The following is a 19,056-nucleotide window of genomic DNA, read 5'->3' as shown; positions in this document are numbered from 1 at the left end:
ACCTTGACAAACCCGTCCATTGTTTGTATGCTTTATTAAAATCAAATTAAGATTTGATTAAAACAATGCTTAGCAAATAGGAGTGTGATTTAAGATGAAAATTGATGCAAAAGAAGAGTTTACATATTTAGAACAAGTTTTTAACGAGACTGGTTTTTCAAAAGACAGTAGTCATTTGTTAGCTGATACCTTAACTGATGCGGATTTAAGGGGAATTTCCTCCCATGGTATCCAACGTCTTAAATGGTACCTAAGTTTAGTTCATGAGGGAACGATTCATCCTGAAAATAAAGTTAAAATTTTAAAAGAATCACCGACCAGTTTATTAGTCGATGCCAATAAAAATATGGGACAGATTGCTTGTAACTTAGCAATGAATAAATTAATTCAAAAAGCTAAAAAATCAGTGATTTCGATTGCAGTCATTAGAAATTCTAATCATTTTGGCACTGCCGGTTACTGGGCAAGAAAAGCTGTTAAAAAGGGCTTAATTGGGATTGCCATGACTAATACCAGACCATTAGTGGTTCCAATCAATGCATTTCAAGCTTTTCTAGGATCGAACGCTTTTGCATTCACATTTCCTGCTAAACCACATCCATACGTATTTGATGGTGCAACTTCAGTCGTTGCCGGTGGAAAAATTCAAGTTCACGATAAAATGAAACAAAAGTTACCGGGTGAATGGGTTGTTGATAAGCATCGTCAGGTTGTAACTGATCCAAAGCAAGCTGAAAAGAGTCTATATAACGCTGCATTAACGCCGAATCAAAAGGGTGGCGGATTATTAACCCTTGGTGGCTCATCAGAACAAAATTCTAACTATAAGGGTTTTGGTAATTCAATTATTGTTGAATTATTAACAGGAATTTTAGCTCAAGGTTCTATTTCAGCAGATACGAATGTGGGTAAACATGATTTTAGTCAATGCCTATTAGCAATTGATCCATCATTCTTTGGTGATTTGGACGGTCTAACTAAACGGGCTAGTAAAATGTTTGACCGTCTTAGAAATTTACCACATATTCCTGGTAAAGAGATTAAAGTCCCTGGTGATCGTGAATACCGATTCTATGCTGATAATGAAAAGCACGGGGTTTCCATTGACGATGTGACTGCTAAACAAATTGAAAAGATTGGTCAAGATTTAGGTGTGAAAGTACCGAAAAAATTGGATTAAATTTTAAGATGAAGAATTATATTTGAGACATCCGAAAATTAGTTGGCCATCAATCACTTATTTTAGTTTTTGCTGGCGGAATTCTTGTTAATCAAAAGAATGAAATTTTGTTACAAAAAAGAGCCGACTTCAACGAATGGGGACTGCCTGGCGGTGCGCTAGAATTTGGTGAAACAGCTGTTGATGCATGTAAGAGAGAGTACATGGAAGAAACTAATTTAAAAGTGAAAATCCAAGGACTTCTTGGCATATCGACTAATCAAATGCAAAAGTATCCTAATGGCGATCAAGCTCAATCCATTGTAATTAAATTCATTGTTAAAAAGATTATTTATCGGATATAATGATGAAACTTTAAATTAAAATATTTTTATCAAAGTCATTTACCCATGCCGTTCATCACTATTTTAATCATCATTATTCATATTATGAATAAAAAATAACCACGGATTAATTTCTGTGGCTATTTTAGTTTAACCGTTTTTATTCCCATTTCGTTAACGTAATTTTACCAATTGTATGGCCAGTTTCAATATCAGCATGAGCCTTCTTCAAATTATCAATATTAATTGGTGAATAATGTTTCCGCATGATTGGCAATAATTTCTTTTGATCGTATAATTCACTAATTTTATCAAGAATTTGATGTTGGGTAATCATATCTTTAGTTTGATAATAAGCCTTTGTATACATCCATTCCCAAGTGAACGTTGCCCGTTTCTTAGTTAATTTCTGTAAATCAATCAGATGACGATTCTCGGTTGTGGCTGCAATCCAGCCATCCGGTCTAATTAATTCAGCCAATTCATCCCAGTGGGCATCTAAATTATTAAGATTTAAAGCATAATCAACAAAATGATGTCCTAATTTGCGAACTTGTGAAACCAAATCTTGATGGTGATTAACAACTTCATCAGCACCATTTCTTCTTACCCACTGGATTGATTTTTCATTCGAAGCAGTCGCAATGACCTTTAATCCAGCTAAGTGAGCTAATTGAACAGCCATGGAGCCAACTCCACCAGCACCATTAATAATTAGAATCGTGTGGTGTTTATTTTCTTCTTGGTTATCGATTTGAATCGGTAGTTTTTCAAATAAAGCTTCGTATGCTGTCAAACTAACGAGTGGAACTGCAGCAGCTTGTGAATCTTCTAAAGAACGTGGAGCACTGCCAACAATTCGTTCATCAATAATTTGGTATGGCTCATCACTGCCATCTTTAGTGATATCGCCAGCATACCAAACCCGGTCATCATGGTGAAATAATGAAACGTCACTGCCAGCTTTAACAACGGTTCCGACTGCATCCCATCCAATAATTTTAGGATGTTTCAATTTACCTTTGCCACCGGATCGACGTGAAAAAATATCGACGGGGTTAACGGAAATTCCGTTTACCTTGACTAATAATTCATGACCTTTTGGATCTGGGATAGTTTTCTTAATGGTTTTAAAACTGTCGGGGTTGTCAATTGGTAAATGTTGATCAAACCCGATTGCATTCATTTCTTTGTTCATAAAATTACCTCCACTTCAATCATAAGAAAGTCACATTAGTAATTTAAGAAGTGAATTTAAATTCACCACGTCAATTGTAAAAGGTGAGGTGATATAATTAAACTAAAGAAGGTTGAAAAAAGATTAAAGTTTATGATTGTGATTCTGGATGTCCAGTCCAGAACACACTTCAATTTATTTCCGGTAAGTGGAAAACGGTAATTCTTTATCATTTATTAAAGAATGAGAAATTACGTTTTTCAATGCTTCAGCGTAAATTACCATATGTTTCAAAGCGAATGCTGATTAAACAACTAAACGAATTATTAAATGATGGTTTAATTCATAAAAAACTTACCTTACAATCCCGGTTAAAACGGAATACCAACTAACAAAATTTGGACTTAGCTTTGAGCCCATTATTATGTCAATGGAACACTGGGGCAATCGGTACATGCAAGAAGTTAAAGACCGGGCTGATTAAATTGACTGTAAGTAATTGACATATTATTATTTATGCACTACATTTGTTTCATGACATTAGAACAAATGGATAAGAAAAGGGCAGATATTTTTAAAGCGTTGTCGGATGTGAACCGTTTAAGCATGATCCGCATTTTGTACCGACATCATCGTGAAATGACGTGTGGTGAAGTCGGAGGGGAGTTGAACATTAGTAAATCGACGGTATCATACCATTTTAAAATTTTACGATCGGTTGGGTTAACCCATACAAGAAAAGATGCTCAAATTAAATATTTGTCGATTAATAAAGATACTTTCCATAAGTACTTACCGGGATTCTTGGATTCATTGTAAGAATCCTTTTTATTTTCTTAATCAACTAATAAAAAGTAAGTAATAATGATTGACTATTGTTTAATTGAGTCTAAACTGAGTTTTAGTAAATTAATTAAAGTTTAGGAGGAATGTTTATGGCAATTTTTAAAGCATTCAAAGATTCAGATATTATTAATGCATTGGAGGAACGGGCACCACATGCTGATGTTGCTAGTGATTCTAAGACATTAGATCAATATCAAAATGATTCATATGGCCTACAGATTGATCATGACCACTTTGTAGCAATTGTAAAAGTATCAGATGTTAAAGACATTCAAGGTGTTCTATCAGTTGCTAGACAGTATCATTTACCAGTTGTTCCACAAACCGCTGCAACCAGCGTTGTTTCCGGATCTGATGCCATTAATCATGGTATTCTTTTATCAACCGCTAAAATGAATCAGATTTTAGAAATCAATCCAAGTGATCAAGTTGCAGTTGTTCAACCTGGCGTTATCAATAAGCATTTAAATGATGAAGCTAATAAAGTTGGTATGTTATACGGACCTGATCCAGCTTCCCGCCCAATGTCATCAATTGGTGGGAATGTCAATACCAATGCTGGCGGGATGAGTAATCTTAAATACGGTTCCACTAAGGACTCTGTTTTAGGATTACAAGTTGTTTTAGCTGACGGCAGGATTCTTAATTTAGGTGGCAAAACCTATAAACAGGCATTTGGATATGATTTAACCCATTTGTTTGTTGGCTCTGAAGGAACTTTAGGGATTATTACAAAAGTCACTGTAAAATTATTTCCAATTCCAAAGAGCGATTCAATTTTAGGGATGGCCTTTTTCAATAATTTAAATGACTTATCACAGGCAGTGGCCACAATTAGAACTTCTGGCGTTAGTCCATCAATGCTTGAGGCCATGGATCATAATGTGATGAAAGCAATTGATCAAAAAGACAAGACTGATTATGCTGATAAAGGTAATTCAATGTTAGTCTTTAAACTTGATAATCATGACGATGATACGCTACAGACTGTTCGACAAATTTTAAGGAAATATCATGCGACCGATCTAAAAGTAACCAAGGATGCTAAAGAAAAAGCAACAATTATTAAAGCACGCCAGGACATGTTACCGGCTGTTTATGCTGATCAAAGTAAAGCATATGTGATGGAAGATATGGCCGTTCCTATGTCTAAATTTGCTGACTTAATGGCATCAATTAATGATATTAGTAAAAAGTTGGATGTTAATATTTATGTTGCCGGACACGCTGGTGACGGTAATGTTCATCCAATTGTTAACTGGCCCAAATCTGAAAAGGGCATTCCAGATAACGTTCAAAAAGCAGTTCAAATGATGTTTAGAAAATCATTAGAGTTAGGTGGCACAATTTCTGGTGAACATTCAGTTGGTTCACTTAAAAATCAATGGGTTAACACTGAATTAGGTAACAATGTTGATTACTTACAACAGCAAATTAAATCACTTTTAGATCCAATGCACATTTTGAATCCTAAACGTAAAATCGATTAATTTTTTTAATAATATGGATAGATAAAAATACTGGTAACTAAATTTAGTTATCAGTATTTTTGTTTTGATTTAAAATTTAACGTTAAATTGATTAAAGAATTCGGTAACTGGCTTTAATGATTGGCCTTTATAATGATCAAAAAGTTCTCGAACTGTATAATGTTTGTCAACTTTATCAATTCGGTAGACTGGTTTAACGGATTCTTCAACTCTCCTATCTCGAATGGTAACTTTAAGATCTTCAACCGGTAATGCTCTTTGGTCTGCAATCTTGACATTAATCAAAAATGACTTGCCTGATTTAGAGACTTGAACGGCTTTATCAAAAGCTGGTTTTAATTCATGGATATTATGAACAGTGGTAGCATCAATTCCCATGCCTTTTGCAACCATTTCAAAATTAATATCATGGATGTCAACGCCAAAGAATTGCATTGGCGTATCTTCTTGTTCACCTTTAATGAAACTCAACGTTTGATTAGAAGTGACAACATTAATCACTGGTAATTGATATTTAGCTAAAGTGACTAAATCCTGCATCACCATTGATTGAGCTCCGTCACCGGTGATGTTCCAAACTTGTCTGTCTGGATAATCGATTTTACCGGCCATCGCACCTGGAAGACCAAATCCCATGGTGGCAAACAATGCAGAAGTAATCCATTTATTTTTAGTGGTAAGTTGTAAATTTCTGAAAGTATTGATGATGTTATCGCCAACATCAATGGAATAGATCGCATCATTATCTGCATGGTGATTGATTTGATAATAGACTTGACTTGGCAAAATGGGGTCATCAGATGATGCTTCAATTTGACCTAAGTAGTTGCGCCAATTATCCATATCAGCAATGGCAGCTTGAAAGAATTTAGATTGATGTGCCGTTGAACTTTGTTCTAAAATTCGGTTAATAAATTTTCCAGCATCAGACCAAATGCCTAAATCTAAGTGATGGTGACGACCTAATTTGGAACGGTCAGTATCAATTTGGATATATTTAAAGGGATGACTAGCGTAAAAAACATGGGCAAATGGAAAGTCACCACCAATGTCAATTACTAAATCAGCAGTGGCAAGAATTTCATCCGCAGCTTTAGAAGATGCACGGCCGAACGTTCCTAAAAAGCCACGATATTTATGTGAAATAAGGTTAAAGGCTAAGCCATCAGCAATTAAAGGAATTTGTAGATTTTCTGATAACTTGACTAATTGACTACCGTGATTCTTAATGCCACGACCAAAGTGAATTACAGGCCGTTTAGCGTGACTAACCATGGTTAAAAATTGTTTAACTTCTTGATCATTAACCATAGGAAGTGGTGCCTTTTTGTCATCAGTGGCACTAACACTCGTGTATGAACGGTTCGGAATTTCTTTGAATCCATAATCATTAGGTACAACCACCACTGAAACACCTTTATTGGCATAGGCTGCTTTGATTGCTTCATCAAAAACATGGGGCATACTTTCGGGCGTCATAACGACACGATTATAGCTAGCGACATCTTCAAAAATTGGTTTTTCTGGAATTTCTTGAAAGAAATTATAGTTAATATTAGTGCTTGGTACTTGTCCGACAATTGCTAAAACGGGAACATGGTCATATTTAGCATCGTATAATCCATCAAGTAAATTGACGGCACCAGGTCCGGCTGAACCGAATGCAACACCTATTTTACCGGTTAGTTTAGCATGAGCAGATGCTGCTAACGCACCAACTTGTTCATGTCTAATTTGAATATAATGAATCCTGTTTTGTTCAATTTGAAGTGCATTCATTAATGAACTAATGGATCCACCAGGATAACCATAGATGTTTTTAACTCCCCATGATTCGAGAACTTTTAATGATGCAACGCTTGCTAGAATCCTATTTTTTGTCATTATTAATAACCCCCTTATTAATATAATGATTTGATGTCAACTGCATCATAGCACCATTTATAAAAAGTTAGTAAGGAGTCGACTTAATTAAAAAAATGAATTTCTAAAATAGTTAAAACTACTTTAAAAATTCATTCTTTTAAGAATTTATATTTATAATATTTTAATTTCTCACCCTGAGGCTGACAACCGGATAACGATGACTTAATTGTTTTGCAATATGTTTACTAGGGAAGAAAATAGTCTTGAAATTACCACTTCCAGCAATGTTTTCTAAAGCGTGAATTCGTTTACCATGATCATTAATTGTGATGACATGCCATCTATCAGTGGAGCCTTTACTATTTATATTTAACCATTTATTGTGATGATAATAAATAGCGGCAATTAAATTATGCTTTTGATCTTTACTTTTTTGAAAGTAAATCTCTTTACGTTGAAATAATTAGCAAAAAATAATCTTGCTTGATTGTTTAATGCAAAACCAGAATTGAGTAATTTTGTGTTTAAATTAGTTTGTTTTGCCTTTAAGTCATTTTTTAAATGACGACTTTTAATGGGTTGAATTTGATTAACTGGAATCCCGTTTAAATACTGTAAGATATAGTGATTTAAATTAGCTTTAGTTCCACTCGTTGGTAACTGGAGTCTCCAACAAATTAACCGCAATTCTTCTTTGTACCAATAGAATTTAAGAAATTCATTAGGACTAGTAATTTGATTGAATTGTGGTCGTGTCAATTAAGATAACCTCTTTTTATATATTTTATAATTTAGTTCAACGTTAATTTGACAAACAAACCCTTTTACATTTATAATTAAATCAGTTTATGATTTTATAAAGGGATGTGCTTCTTATTTTTAAAAATTTTTCTGAACGATTAGGTCAATCGACTAAATTTTTATTGCATGTGATTGTGGTAATTGCAATTACACTGATTTACTCAATGAATTTAGCTCCGACTGTGATTGCAGTTTACAAACATTATTCAATTCTTAAAAGCGTCTTATACGTTGGATTTACCTTCTTGATTTTATTTGGATCATTTGCAGCAATTTATTTTGCGTATAAAGCATGGGGCCGTAATCACATTGGTAAATTAACTAAATCACAATTAAAATTTAGTATTAAAGTTTGGATTGTAGTCTTCATTATTAATATTGTATTATCAATATTAGATAATGTTGTTTATCATACCCAAACGACTGCTAATCAATCGATATTAAACGGAATTGCAAGCAATAGTGATAAAGTTGTCTTAATTTTCTTTATTTTAGATTTACTATTATCACCATTTGTTGAAGAATTTATTTTTCGCGGTTTTATTATGGATGTTTTCTTTAAAGAAAATAGTTTTTGGATGCCAATTATTGTGAGCTCTGTCTTTTTTGCACTGGGGCACGCAACTGGCGGTGATATTTTTGCTTTCTTAACTTATTTCAGCATGGGAGCAGGCTTAGGATATATTTATAAAAAAACTGGTAATATTAAAGCGTCAATTTCAATGCATTTCTTACAAAATGCCTTAGCATCACTTGCAATGTTGCTATTATTATTTTAACTGGATTTAAACTTAAAACAGGATTGATTAATTTCAATCCTGCTTTTTTTATTTAAAATAATTTAATAAATGCATTTAAATCATGAAAACGGTTATGATGATATAAATAATCCTTTAGGGTAGCTTCGTATTTAAAACCTAATCTTAACGGGATGTTTTGACTGGCTTTATTTTTAACATCGGCCAAAACAACGTATTTATGAAAATGAAGTTCTTCTTGAATATTTTGAATCATCATTTTAAGTGACTGGGTAACAATTCCCATCCCTTGAAAACCACTGAATAACCAATAACCAACCTCTGCTTTGGAATTGTTGTAGTTAATATTATGTAGATCAATCATTCCCGCTGGAGTCCCATCACATAAAATGACAAATGGGAATCCCTTTCCTTTGGCAATATCACCACGGCACTGTTCTAGAAAATCCATTTCATCCTGTTCAGATTTCATAAAGTTTGCCCACGGTAGAAAGCGTTGTAATTCATTGCGATCCTTAGCAATTTCTTCATATAACACGTGGGCATGACTCATTTCCGGAAATTCAATTTTAATGTGGTGATTGGAGAGGTTAAACTGACATAAAGAAAGCATAAACTTCATCTCTTTTTTAAGTATTACTCATTATTTTATCATATTTAAAGTGGAAGTGTTTAATTTAATTTGAATGGCTACCTTAATTATTTAAATCTAGATTAATTTTAATATTAGGATTTAATTAAGGATTAATTGATTTAAAGCCACTTTTATGATTAAATATAATTAAAAACCGAATGGGATGGTACTTCTTAGGTTAATTGATAATATTTACAGTACAGTGATGAGTTTAGCTTATGATGGGAGCTAGCAAATTTGAACAATAATTTAAGTAAGTTGGATGTTTTTAGTCGAGGAATGAAGTTAACTTTTAGTCCCAAAGAAATTTTTTCGGAAATCTTTCGAATGAAAAAAAGCCGTAGTATCTACCTATGGGTTTTACAACTAGTTGAAGTTGCTTCTTTCTTGATTGTATTTGCAAACGGGAAATTTCAATTTGCACCGGATTTCTCATTGATTCCAGTTTTAAGCCTAATTGCCGGGATAACGGAAATTTTTTCAGTTGTTGCCGATGCCGATGGTTTAATCAGTAATTATTTCTGGGGAATCATTAATAACATTGCTTACATTTGGGTATCATATGATAGCCATTTATATGGTGAAGTATATTTGAATCTTTTATTTTTGGTTACCCAATTTATTGGGATATATCTTTGGTACAGTAAGAATGAAATGGCCGGGGCTAAGAATGTCAATACCGTTCAGGTTAAACAAATGTCAGGTACTGGTTGGATATTTTTGCTTATCTTTACTGTGATTGCCTGGTTATTAATGGCAATGTTTCTAATGCATGTTCCATTTTTGTCAGCAACGTTAGATCCCCATCCCTGGTTAGATGCATTAAGTACGGTAACGAACGTTGTCGCTCAATTTCTTCTGATTACCCGTTATGGAACCCCACAGTTTATTATGTGGATCATTGGTAATGGAATTGAAACTATTTTATGGGTTGTAAACTTTAATCCGATTGTTGCAATGTTCTGGCTTTTATGCACCATCAATGCTTTTTACGGTTGGTACGTATGGGAAAAGAAATTAAGCCACCAAAGTTAAATTAATTTGAATAAATTATTAAAATCCCTTAGTTAATTTTTTAGTTAAGGGATTTTTGATGATTCCATGATACAATCAGATTATACATAAAATAATTTTAAAGAAGGAAAATACTTTGCAATTAAAAGATTTAAAAGCGGGTGTGCGTTTTACAGGAAAGGCACTCCTAAAAGAAGTTCAAATTAAGCGGAAAAAAGATGGCGATTTATTTGCCCATTTACAAATTCAGGATGGTCATCACCTTAATCACATGATGGTTTGGAAAGTTACTGAGCAACAAGGAATCCAATTATCGAGCGCGAAGGGAAAAGTGCTGGCAATTAAAGATGCCGATGTAAATCCATTTAACGATCAACTTCAACTGACTGTTAACGATATGAAGAATATTAAGGTGGTTGAACGCCAAAATGATGATAAATCAACGTGGTCCGGAACATATTTAGTTCATGCCCCAGTTTCTTCAAAAGTGATGCGAGATTATTTTCAAAAACAATTGAAAGAAATTAAAAAAGTATACCCAGAATTTGATATAATTATTAATTATATTATGAAGCATTATGCGCATGATTTTCTTGCCCATCCCGCTGCAAAATCGATGCACCATAGTTTTCTAGGTGGGTTAGCTTATCATGAATATCGAATGTTAAAAGATTTAAATCGTCTTCAAAATCCTAAAATTGGCAAACCACTGTACCACCATGTGGATATAAATATGGATCGGGCTGCCATTATTTTGCATGATATTGGTAAAACCAAGGAAATGGGAACCGCTGAAAATCCTGATTATACCATTTTGGGAACTTTAAGCAGCCATATTACGATTTGTTTTGATTGGATCAAAGAAGCATGCGATCAAAACGGAATTGATTCACACCAGGAATCAATTGAATTATTGCGGCACATCATTTTAGCTCACCATGGTAGAAAAGAATGGGGCAGTCCGGTCGTTCCAGCAACCGAAGATGCGATGTTAGTGCATTTAATTGATCTAATGGACTCTCACATGGAAATGTTTGAAGAAGCGTATGTTGATCAGGATGCGAATACATTAGGCAATCGTAATTTTGGCTTACAAAACGTCACACCGTTTAAGAAACCGGAAAATCCGGATGGATCTTTGAAACGGGACTAAATATTTTTAATATATTTTTCAAAATGAATTGCATTCATTATGATTAAGTAGTATATTATGAATTAATCATTAGAATTAAATTAGAAATAAAAAGGAAATTTGATTATGAATAGGTATATTACGGTTGTTAATAACAATCAATTATTAGATTTACACTTATTTTTATTAATTATAAAATCTGTGTGAATCTAATCAACTTTAATCTTGCTTATTAATTGACTTTCACACAGATAAAAAATGAATTAACTGTGTGGATCTTAAATCAAATCTACTTGAATAATCAACCTCACAGTTAAATCAACTGTGAGGCTTTTTGTTTTGACATGATATGAATTACTAATGATGATTACTTTGAATGGAGGAAATTAAAATGACTAGAAGAATTGGCATTATTGGAATGGGACACGTTGGTTCCACCATCGCACATTGCATTGTTCATAATGGCTACGCAGATGATTTGGTTTTGATTGATAAAAATAAGGATAAGTTAATTGCGGATGCATTGGATTTTCGGGATGCTCAAGCCAATCTTGATTATCATACTAATATTTACGTGAATGATTATTCTGCATTGGGTGATGCTGATATCGTGATTTGTTCAATTGGTCATATTAAAGCCCAATTGGATCCAAAACATTATGGTGATCGGTTTGTCGAATTCAGGCTGAACATACCTGAAGTGAAAGATGCTGCTAAAAAAGTTAAGGAAGCTGGATTTCATGGCGTTGTGATTGTGATTACTAATCCTTGTGATGTGATGACAACTATTTTTCAAAGGTATTCAGAATTTCCGAAGCATAAAGTAATTGGAACAGGAACAATGCTCGATTCCGCACGAATGAAACGAGCAGTGGATGAAGCATTTCATGTTGATCCAAGGTCAGTGAGTGGATATAACATGGGCGAACACGGTAATTCCCAATTTTCAGCTTGGTCGACAATTAAAGTGAAGGATCAGCCAGTGGTTGAAATGGCTGAAGCTTACCACTTCCCAATTAAAAAAGTTGAACAATCTGTTCGAGTTGGAGGATATACCGTTTTTGCAGGGAAACACTACACTAACTATGCAATTGCTTCAGCAGCTTGCAAACTGATTAACATTGTCATGAACGATGCTAGAACTGAAGTTCCCGTTTCTAATTACCGTTATAAATATGATACTTATATGTCATACCCAATTATTCTGGGTCGTAACGGGTTAATCGAACAAGTGCACATTGATCTTACCGATAGTGAACAACAAAAATTGGCAGATTCAGCAAAATTCATCCAGGATAAAGTTAATCATATTAAAGAATATGTTGATGAATAGGATGTTGTTTGACATTTATTATAATTAAATTATAATAAAATTAATGAAATATTAATTAAGCAATGAAGAGATAAGTAAGATGTTGGAAATGATCAGCGAGCTTGTGATTAGTGGAAACAAGTGATTGACAGCATTTGAAATGGTCTTTGAGTTTATGGGTAGCGAAAACTACAACGGGTGCGCCCGATATCGCGCTAGGAATAAGATGATTTGTTCTGAAATGAGATAGGTTATTTAATAACCTATGAATAAAGGTGGCACAGCGAAGCATTCGCCCTTTCGATTGAAAGGGTGGATGCTTTTTTTATTTTATCAAAGGGGAGATTTGATAATGAAAATTGGGTAAAGTGTTTTCTTCATGATGTTAAATATGCAAAATAGAAGGAGTCATTAATAATGTCATCAATTGATACCGCATTAATTCAAAAATTATTTATCAAGTATTGTCGAATCAATACGCGTTCCGATCCAAATAGTAAGACAACGCCAACGACAAGGGGGCAGGTTACATTAGCTCATGTGATTATGGATGATTTAAATCAATTGGGAATCAGAGATGTTGAGTATGATCAAGCTAATGGTTACGTCACAATTAGTGTGCCTAGTAATATTAAACATCAAGTTTCACCGATTGGTTTTATTGCGCATTTAGATACGGCCGATTTTCCAGCTGATAATTTGAATCCAGAAGTTCATCATAATTATGACGGTCAGAAATTATTGATTAACCAAGATCGACACCTGATTTTGGATCCAGATGAATTTCCGGCATTAAATCAATTTAAAGGTCAAACATTGATTACTAGTGATGGAACCACTTTGTTGGGAGCGGATGATAAGGCGGGCATCGCTGCTTTAATTGGTGCTCTAAAGAGCTTAAAAGCACATCCTGAAATTAAACATGGCCCGTTTAAAATTGCATTTGGTCCTGATGAAGAAATCGGTCGTGGTGCTAAAAAATTCGACGCCAAGAAATTTAATACTAAATTTGCTTATACGTTGGATAATGGTGCACCAGGTGATTTTAAGTACCAAACTTTTAATGCTTCCCAAGCTGAAATCACTTTTCAAGGGACGACAGTTCATCCGGGAAGCTCTTGCGGAACGATGGTTAGTGCAATTGCTTTAATGCACGAGTTAATTGATAAATTGGATCATTATGATGTGCCACGGTACAGTAAGAATTATGATGGATTTCATTTAATCACCCACGCTGATGGAACGGTCGAACACGCTAGATTAAAACTTATTTTGAGGGATTTCGATACAAAACAATTTCATAATAAGGAAAAATATTTGAAATTAATCATTAATAATATTAATTGTCGATATCAAAAACCACGAATTCATTTAAAATTAGTAGAACAGTACCATAATATTGGGGATGTAATTAAGAAGTATCCTATGATTATTGAACTGGCTTTAAAAGCTTATAAACAATCAGGATTAAAACCAAATGTTCAACCATTTCGTGGTGGGACCGATGGAAATTTCATTACACCAAAGGGGATTCCAACGCCCAATTTATTTAACGCTGGTGGAAATTTCCATGGACCTTATGAATACGTTAGCGTTGAAGGAATGGAAAAATTGGCTGAAGTTGTAATTAATATTTTAAAGCTTCATGCTGAAAATTAAATAATTTTGTTAATTGTCAAAAGTTACATTAACATAATAAACAAAATAAAACCATATTTAAAAAATATGGTTTTATTATTCATTAAATTAAAATTCGATTAGTATTGACATTATTATCTAATATAATATATAATTACATTAATTTAATTCGTATTATCATAAATATATATAAACATTAATATTAAAATACATTTATTTATTTGATAAATACGAATGATAAAAGGAGAAGTGTGATTAAAGTATGTAATTTGTTAATAATCCCTTATGGATATTGGTAAGGAGGAAATCAATAATGGTTAATATTTTTGCGTTAGCAGAATTAATGTTTTGTTTGTTCGTCGGTGAATGGATTTCTAAATTTACTAAGGCCTATGTTCCGTCCGTATTCGTAACTGCCATGATGTTCTTAATTGGATATTGGACTATTTTTCCAAAAAATATCGTTCAAATTGCTAGTTTTGATCCAATATTTATGACAATTGTAATGTCAGCCATCATTGTACACATGGGAACATTAATGGATTTAAGAACGCTAATTAATCAATGGAAGGTTGTTGTTATTGCTCTTTGTGGAGTTTTAGGCACCATTATCTTAGCACTAGGAATTGGTTTATTACTATTCCGCTGGAAAGTAGTCATTGCTAGTGTTCCACCATTAACAGGTGGCATTGTTGCGGCATTCTTAATGGCAAATGGATTAAGAGCACAACATATCATGGATTTAATTGCTTTCCCGACCTCAATGTTTGTTGTTCATAGTATTATTGGCTATCCATTAACTGCTTTTCTATTAAAAAAGGAAGACCGAAGATTAATTGGTATTTTTCGATCAAATCAAAATGTTAGAAGTCATAGTAAAATTGAGCAGAAAGACACCTTAAAACCTTTTATTCCTGAAAAATATCGGACAGCTGCTTTCAATATTTTTCTAGTTTTGTTAATTGGATTAATTTCATTTGAAATTTCCAATTTAATTCATAATGTCATCAATCCTTACGTGATCGGATTGATTTTAGGGGTAATTGCTCATCAAGCTCATCTTTTAGAAAGTAATGTTCTTGAAAAATCGGGTGTGTTTAATTGGTTCTTGTACGCAGAATTAATTTACATTTTTTCAGATTTAAACGTTGTTAAACCTTCCAATTTACCTAAAATGTTAGTTCCAATCATTACAATGATTGCATTAGGAATTTTTGGAATGTTTGTGGTTTCTTTCTTATTAGCAAAACCAATGGGATTATCTAAATCAATGGCTTTTGCATGTGCGTTAACTGCATTATTTGGTTTCCCAGCAGATTACATTGTCACTAGAGAAGCAGCTCATAATGTCGCTTCAAATGTTGATGAATACCAATACATCATGGATCACACGATGCCTAAAATGGTAGTGGGAGGATTTGCTACCGTTTCCGTTGCTTCAGTTTTTATTGCATCAATTTTCTTAAAACTACTTTAATTATTAAAAAATATGGGGTGAATCATCATGAGTAAAACATTATACTTTAACTTTCATTTATTTAACGGTCAAGACGATCAAATTAAAAAGCATGCCTGGATGGTTGTAGATAATGATAAAGGAACGATTGAAGAAATTGGAAATCAAGATCAACCTAAAATAAAATCTAAAGTAAATTTAAAAGGTAAATATGTCATGCCTGGAATGATTAACGTTCATACCCATATCACTTTTAACCCTAATTCACCTTCTGGTGATACTGATGTTGATGAAATTAGATCAACCGTCAGAGCAATTCGCCATTTACATGAATTATTAGAATCCGGTGTAACAACTATTCGTGGTTGTGGGGCAACCTATAACATTGATATTGTTCTAGAAAAATTAAGAGCTAAGGGCAAATTAAAACATGTGCCAACGATTTTACCAGCTGGAAAGCCATTTGGAATTACAGGTGGACACTCCGATTTACCTAATTGGGGTTATCATTGTGATTCTGTTGATGCCATTAGACATGATGTCAGAGTCGGTATCAAAAAAGGTGCAAAAGCGATTAAGGTAATGGCAACTGGTGGAGTCATTACGCCACAAGATTCCATGTTTAATCCACAATTAAGCATCGAGGATATGAAAACGGCGGTTGAAGAGGCTCATCACAAAGGTTTAATCGTTGCATCCCATGCCGAAGCTAATCCTGGACTTAAAAACGCAATTGAAGCTGGTGTTGATTCAATCGAACATGGCTTTGAAATTAACGATGAAGAGATTGATGAAATGCTGAAGCAAAAAACATTTTTGACTTCTACCTTAGAATGTAACTGGGCAATGAACACCAATAAGGTTCCAAAATGGGAAAAAGATAAATTAAAGAAATGTTGGTCAATGTTAATTCCTAATATTAAACATGCCTGGCATCGTGGTGTTCCAGTTACAGTTGGAACAGATGCTGGTTGCGCGTTTACTTACTTTGATGCGACTGCAAAGGAATTCGAACTATTCGTTAAATATATGGCAGTTGGCAATTTTGAAGCATTGCAGGCCAATGTTAATTCTGCTAAATTAATCGAACGTTGTCAGCAGTTTAACGAAAAGATTGGAATTTTAAAACCTGGATATAACGCTGACTTCTTAGTGCTTGATCATGATCCACTTAAAGACGTCAAAGCAATTCAACAAAAGGGATTAGGTGTTTATAAAAAGGGTATTAAGGAATGCTAAAATTTTAGTATAATTTGAAGTACAGAATGATCAGAAATTTCATCTAATGAATGATTAATTTTAAAATCAACAATTTTATCTTTTGCTGCGTATGCATAGTCCATATGATATTTTTGATTAAAATGTTTATACATCCGGAAAGTAAAATCATGTTCATTACCAAATGATTCTTTATTTACTAAATGATAAGCACTAACAATCCCATGTCTTCTCGTTATATCATTAAAATTATTTTGGTTACTAAATTTATGTTTATAATTCCAAATTACATTGCTATTAAAATCTCCCATAATTAAGAGATGATTATTCTTAAATAGTTCTTTTTCGTTAGACAATAAAATGCTAACTAAATTTTCAATATAATTTGGATGAGTCCATACATTTAAAATTCTAAAATGATTGAAATTAAAATACTGATAATAACGCATGTTCAAATCATTTAAATGACGATTAATTTTAATTCGGTGTTTAGAGTAACTAAAAGCAAGTACTCCCTTATAATCATGATATTTACCATTTGTTTTTCTTAAATATAAATAATTATTAATCGGAAATTTCGGATTATTAATCCAATTGTTCTTTTTACGTTCATTTACTTCTTGAACTAAGTAAAGATCAGCTTTAATTTTAATTAAATTGTCAAATTTGTCGCTAAAACCACCATCACAATTCCAACTAACTATTTTCATATTTATAAATTCTTCTTTACATTAAATCTAATATTTTTTATCAAATAAATCCCACATTTTAGTCTAGATACTAAAATTGTGGGGTTTTATATTTTTAAAATTGATTCAAAAATTTGATTAAATCATTACCAGAAAAATCACCATTCTTAAATCCATCGTAATCAAATGGATTCTGCAAACCATGCTTTTGGTATTTAACTGCCTGTTTGATTCCATAATCTAATAGGGAGCCATTCTTAATATATGTTGATAAATGACCGTTAATCGTTAACTTCGGACAATCAATTTGATGATCTAAATCATTTAAAATTTCTAAATACTTTGGGCCAAGGTTGAATTGATTGGTGAATGTTAGCAACTCATGAATGAATTGATGGGCTTCATCAGCATATGAAGTTGTATTAGTTGGATTTTCCAACGCAACTTCTTCATTCATTTTTCTAGCTTTTTCAGCCATAGATGTCACTTGTGCTTGATTCATTGCAGGTTTCATAATGAAATATAACATCATTAAGCTGACAAATTGAATTGTCGATATTTTAATCCCGGCTTCACTAGTTGGATCTAAATCAAACATCCTGAATTCTAAATATTTAATTCCATTGGATTTTAATTGATCTAAATTCGGATAGCCTTTGAATCTAACAACGTCATAAAACTCCGCTGGTGACATAAGAATACCTTGATTAATTCCATCTTTAATTCTTTGAACATAATCGTTAATGCTGGTATATTCACCGGCAAATGAAGATGGATACCCATATTTACTTTGGCGAAGACTTCTAACCGGATGGTCAGGGTGTTCTTGATCAGATTTAAAATAACGGGGTTGAGCAATCGGACTAGCACCGAAAAAGTAGGTCAAAAGCCAGTGGTATTTGATAAATCCCTGGGCAACCTTTAAATAAAGATGGTTTCTGACCCGTTTAGATGTTGAATTGGTAAGGGATGCGATTTGATCAATGACTGAATTTTCAAGGCTCATATTAACATGAATGCCGCATGGCGTTTGTTTAGCCATCCCAAACCGATGGTACAAACCGATAATGTACTGGCGCTTTTTAGGTGCCGCGTGAGCCAGCAATGATTGATCAGTTTGATCTTTCGGTAAAGTAGGTGGCATTGACATTGGCCATAAAATTTCATGTTGATTTAATCTTTTTCTTAGAATAATTGAAATATCATAAGAATATTTAACTGCTTCCGCTGGTGTTTTAGCCGGCGGGGTAACTGCCTCTGACATTGCCTCTAAGAAATCATTGGTAATCCATGGATTATCAGCTTGGTTTCCAATTCCCTTTGGATAAGGGTAAGTACTTAGACTACCATTCAAATTGGTACGATCACGTTCAACTTCAATTCCAGTTGTAACATTAAGCAATTGGTTGATTAAATGGTGCTTTAAAACTAAATCACTGATTCGATTCATCCCAAAACCTCCTTATTGTTTGTGACTGATTGTGTCTATATTAACAATAAAGTGAGAAATAAAAAAGAATGA

At 33.4% G+C, this 19,056-nt stretch carries 17 protein-coding genes, 1 pseudogene and 1 other annotated feature; of the genes and pseudogenes, 12 read left to right on the top strand and 6 right to left on the bottom strand.

All coding sequences use genetic code 11. The features are described from left to right. Nucleotides 1–94: 94 nt before the first annotated feature. Nucleotides 95–1,180 carry an Ldh family oxidoreductase gene (locus tag WR164_RS07990; protein WP_286137087.1) on the top strand — a complete coding sequence of 362 codons (1,086 nt, stop codon included), beginning with the start codon at nucleotides 95–97 and terminating at the stop codon, nucleotides 1,178–1,180. Between the two features lie 107 nt (nucleotides 1,181–1,287). Continuing rightward, complete coding sequence (locus WR164_RS07985; RefSeq protein ID WP_373876925.1) at nucleotides 1,288–1,524, top strand: NUDIX domain-containing protein; 237 nt, start codon at nucleotides 1,288–1,290, stop codon at nucleotides 1,522–1,524. A 139-nt stretch (nucleotides 1,525–1,663) separates the two neighbouring features. Here the strand turns inward: WR164_RS07985 and WR164_RS07980 are convergent, their stop codons facing one another. Beyond that, nucleotides 1,664–2,701 carry a zinc-binding alcohol dehydrogenase family protein gene (locus WR164_RS07980; RefSeq protein WP_286137086.1) on the bottom strand — a complete coding sequence of 346 codons (1,038 nt, stop codon included), beginning with the start codon at nucleotides 2,699–2,701 and terminating at the stop codon, nucleotides 1,664–1,666. Nucleotides 2,702–2,823: 122 nt separating this feature from the next. On the opposite strand from WR164_RS07980, the pseudogene WR164_RS07975 reads away from it, so the two are divergent. The 3 genes and pseudogenes from WR164_RS07975 (at nucleotide 2,824) to WR164_RS07965 (ending at nucleotide 5,016) form a co-directional block, all read left to right on the top strand. Continuing rightward, nucleotides 2,824–3,164, top strand: a pseudogene (locus WR164_RS07975) (winged helix-turn-helix transcriptional regulator). Between the two features lie 50 nt (nucleotides 3,165–3,214). Next, on the top strand, nucleotides 3,215–3,499 hold the full coding sequence (locus WR164_RS07970) for an ArsR/SmtB family transcription factor (protein WP_286137085.1): 285 nt from the start codon (nucleotides 3,215–3,217) through the stop codon (nucleotides 3,497–3,499). 116 nt (nucleotides 3,500–3,615) lie between these two features. After that, nucleotides 3,616–5,016: an FAD-binding oxidoreductase gene (locus tag WR164_RS07965; protein ID WP_286137084.1), complete on the top strand. Its 1,401-nt coding sequence runs from the start codon at nucleotides 3,616–3,618 to the stop codon at nucleotides 5,014–5,016. A 69-nt stretch (nucleotides 5,017–5,085) separates the two neighbouring features. On the opposite strand, the gene spxB is transcribed toward WR164_RS07965, so the two are convergent. Together spxB and WR164_RS07955 are read right to left on the bottom strand one after the other, a co-directional pair. Continuing rightward, complete coding sequence (spxB, locus tag WR164_RS07960) at nucleotides 5,086–6,900, bottom strand: pyruvate oxidase (RefSeq protein ID WP_286137083.1); 1,815 nt, start codon at nucleotides 6,898–6,900, stop codon at nucleotides 5,086–5,088. Between the two features lie 387 nt (nucleotides 6,901–7,287). Next, the gene (locus tag WR164_RS07955; protein WP_286137082.1) at nucleotides 7,288–7,641 is read right to left on the bottom strand and encodes an SAP domain-containing protein; all 354 of its coding nucleotides are present in this window, start codon (nucleotides 7,639–7,641) and stop codon (nucleotides 7,288–7,290) included. A gap of 107 nt (nucleotides 7,642–7,748) precedes the next feature. Here WR164_RS07955 and WR164_RS07950 point away from each other — a divergent pair, with 107 nt between their 5' ends. Further along, on the top strand, nucleotides 7,749–8,462 hold the full coding sequence (locus tag WR164_RS07950) for a CPBP family intramembrane glutamic endopeptidase (protein ID WP_286137081.1): 714 nt from the start codon (nucleotides 7,749–7,751) through the stop codon (nucleotides 8,460–8,462). 52 nt (nucleotides 8,463–8,514) lie between these two features. Here WR164_RS07950 and WR164_RS07945 read toward each other — a convergent pair whose 3' ends face one another. Beyond that, the gene (locus tag WR164_RS07945) at nucleotides 8,515–9,054 is read right to left on the bottom strand and encodes a GNAT family N-acetyltransferase (RefSeq protein ID WP_286137080.1); all 540 of its coding nucleotides are present in this window, start codon (nucleotides 9,052–9,054) and stop codon (nucleotides 8,515–8,517) included. Nucleotides 9,055–9,312: 258 nt separating this feature from the next. On the opposite strand from WR164_RS07945, the gene pnuC reads away from it, so the two are divergent. The 6 genes from pnuC (at nucleotide 9,313) to WR164_RS07915 (ending at nucleotide 16,866) form a co-directional block, all read left to right on the top strand. Continuing rightward, nucleotides 9,313–10,110, top strand: coding sequence for a nicotinamide riboside transporter PnuC (gene pnuC, locus WR164_RS07940; RefSeq protein ID WP_286137079.1), 798 nt, complete (start codon nucleotides 9,313–9,315; stop codon nucleotides 10,108–10,110). Between the two features lie 115 nt (nucleotides 10,111–10,225). Next, complete coding sequence (locus WR164_RS07935; RefSeq protein ID WP_286137078.1) at nucleotides 10,226–11,242, top strand: HD domain-containing protein; 1,017 nt, start codon at nucleotides 10,226–10,228, stop codon at nucleotides 11,240–11,242. A 370-nt stretch (nucleotides 11,243–11,612) separates the two neighbouring features. Beyond that, nucleotides 11,613–12,554, top strand: coding sequence for an L-lactate dehydrogenase (locus WR164_RS07930; RefSeq protein WP_286137077.1), 942 nt, complete (start codon nucleotides 11,613–11,615; stop codon nucleotides 12,552–12,554). Nucleotides 12,555–12,607: 53 nt separating this feature from the next. Next, nucleotides 12,608–12,836: a binding site (T-box leader), on the top strand. 114 nt (nucleotides 12,837–12,950) lie between these two features. Then, on the top strand, nucleotides 12,951–14,192 hold the full coding sequence (gene pepT, locus WR164_RS07925) for a peptidase T (RefSeq protein WP_286137076.1): 1,242 nt from the start codon (nucleotides 12,951–12,953) through the stop codon (nucleotides 14,190–14,192). A 292-nt stretch (nucleotides 14,193–14,484) separates the two neighbouring features. Next, entirely contained in the window at nucleotides 14,485–15,648 is a 1,164-nt protein-coding gene (locus WR164_RS07920; RefSeq protein ID WP_286137075.1) for a hypothetical protein, read from the top strand. A gap of 27 nt (nucleotides 15,649–15,675) precedes the next feature. Further along, entirely contained in the window at nucleotides 15,676–16,866 is a 1,191-nt protein-coding gene (locus WR164_RS07915) for a metal-dependent hydrolase family protein (RefSeq protein ID WP_286137074.1), read from the top strand. Here WR164_RS07915 and WR164_RS07910 read toward each other — a convergent pair. Then, nucleotides 16,863–17,555 carry an endonuclease/exonuclease/phosphatase family protein gene (locus tag WR164_RS07910; RefSeq protein WP_286137073.1) on the bottom strand — a complete coding sequence of 231 codons (693 nt, stop codon included), beginning with the start codon at nucleotides 17,553–17,555 and terminating at the stop codon, nucleotides 16,863–16,865. The genes WR164_RS07915 and WR164_RS07910 overlap by 4 nt on opposite strands. 94 nt (nucleotides 17,556–17,649) lie before the next feature. Then, nucleotides 17,650–18,984 (bottom strand): glutamate--cysteine ligase, encoded by a 1,335-nt coding sequence (locus tag WR164_RS07905; protein ID WP_286137072.1) that lies wholly within the window; start codon nucleotides 18,982–18,984, stop codon nucleotides 17,650–17,652. Nucleotides 18,985–19,056 lie beyond the last annotated feature (72 nt).

It is taken from the genome of Philodulcilactobacillus myokonensis, assembly GCF_027923585.1.
Taxonomy (GTDB): domain Bacteria; phylum Bacillota; class Bacilli; order Lactobacillales; family Lactobacillaceae; genus Philodulcilactobacillus; species Philodulcilactobacillus myokonensis.
The sequence above is the reverse complement of the archived record's forward strand: the minus strand, read 5'-3'. Positions and strand labels throughout refer to the sequence as shown.

Coding starts and splice junctions, on each gene's coding strand:
- WR164_RS07990 (WP_286137087.1), top strand. CDS start 95: ATGAAAATTGATGCAAAAGAAGAGTTTACATATTTAGAACAAGTTTTT.
- WR164_RS07980 (WP_286137086.1), bottom strand. CDS start 2,701: ATGAACAAAGAAATGAATGCAATCGGGTTTGATCAACATTTACCAATT.
- WR164_RS07970 (WP_286137085.1), top strand. CDS start 3,215: ATGACATTAGAACAAATGGATAAGAAAAGGGCAGATATTTTTAAAGCG.
- WR164_RS07965 (WP_286137084.1), top strand. CDS start 3,616: ATGGCAATTTTTAAAGCATTCAAAGATTCAGATATTATTAATGCATTG.
- spxB (WP_286137083.1), bottom strand. CDS start 6,900: ATGACAAAAAATAGGATTCTAGCAAGCGTTGCATCATTAAAAGTTCTC.
- WR164_RS07945 (WP_286137080.1), bottom strand. CDS start 9,054: ATGCTTTCTTTATGTCAGTTTAACCTCTCCAATCACCACATTAAAATT.
- WR164_RS07930 (WP_286137077.1), top strand. CDS start 11,613: ATGACTAGAAGAATTGGCATTATTGGAATGGGACACGTTGGTTCCACC.
- pepT (WP_286137076.1), top strand. CDS start 12,951: ATGTCATCAATTGATACCGCATTAATTCAAAAATTATTTATCAAGTAT.
- WR164_RS07920 (WP_286137075.1), top strand. CDS start 14,485: ATGGTTAATATTTTTGCGTTAGCAGAATTAATGTTTTGTTTGTTCGTC.
- WR164_RS07915 (WP_286137074.1), top strand. CDS start 15,676: ATGAGTAAAACATTATACTTTAACTTTCATTTATTTAACGGTCAAGAC.
- WR164_RS07910 (WP_286137073.1), bottom strand. CDS start 17,555: ATGAAAATAGTTAGTTGGAATTGTGATGGTGGTTTTAGCGACAAATTT.
- WR164_RS07905 (WP_286137072.1), bottom strand. CDS start 18,984: ATGAATCGAATCAGTGATTTAGTTTTAAAGCACCATTTAATCAACCAA.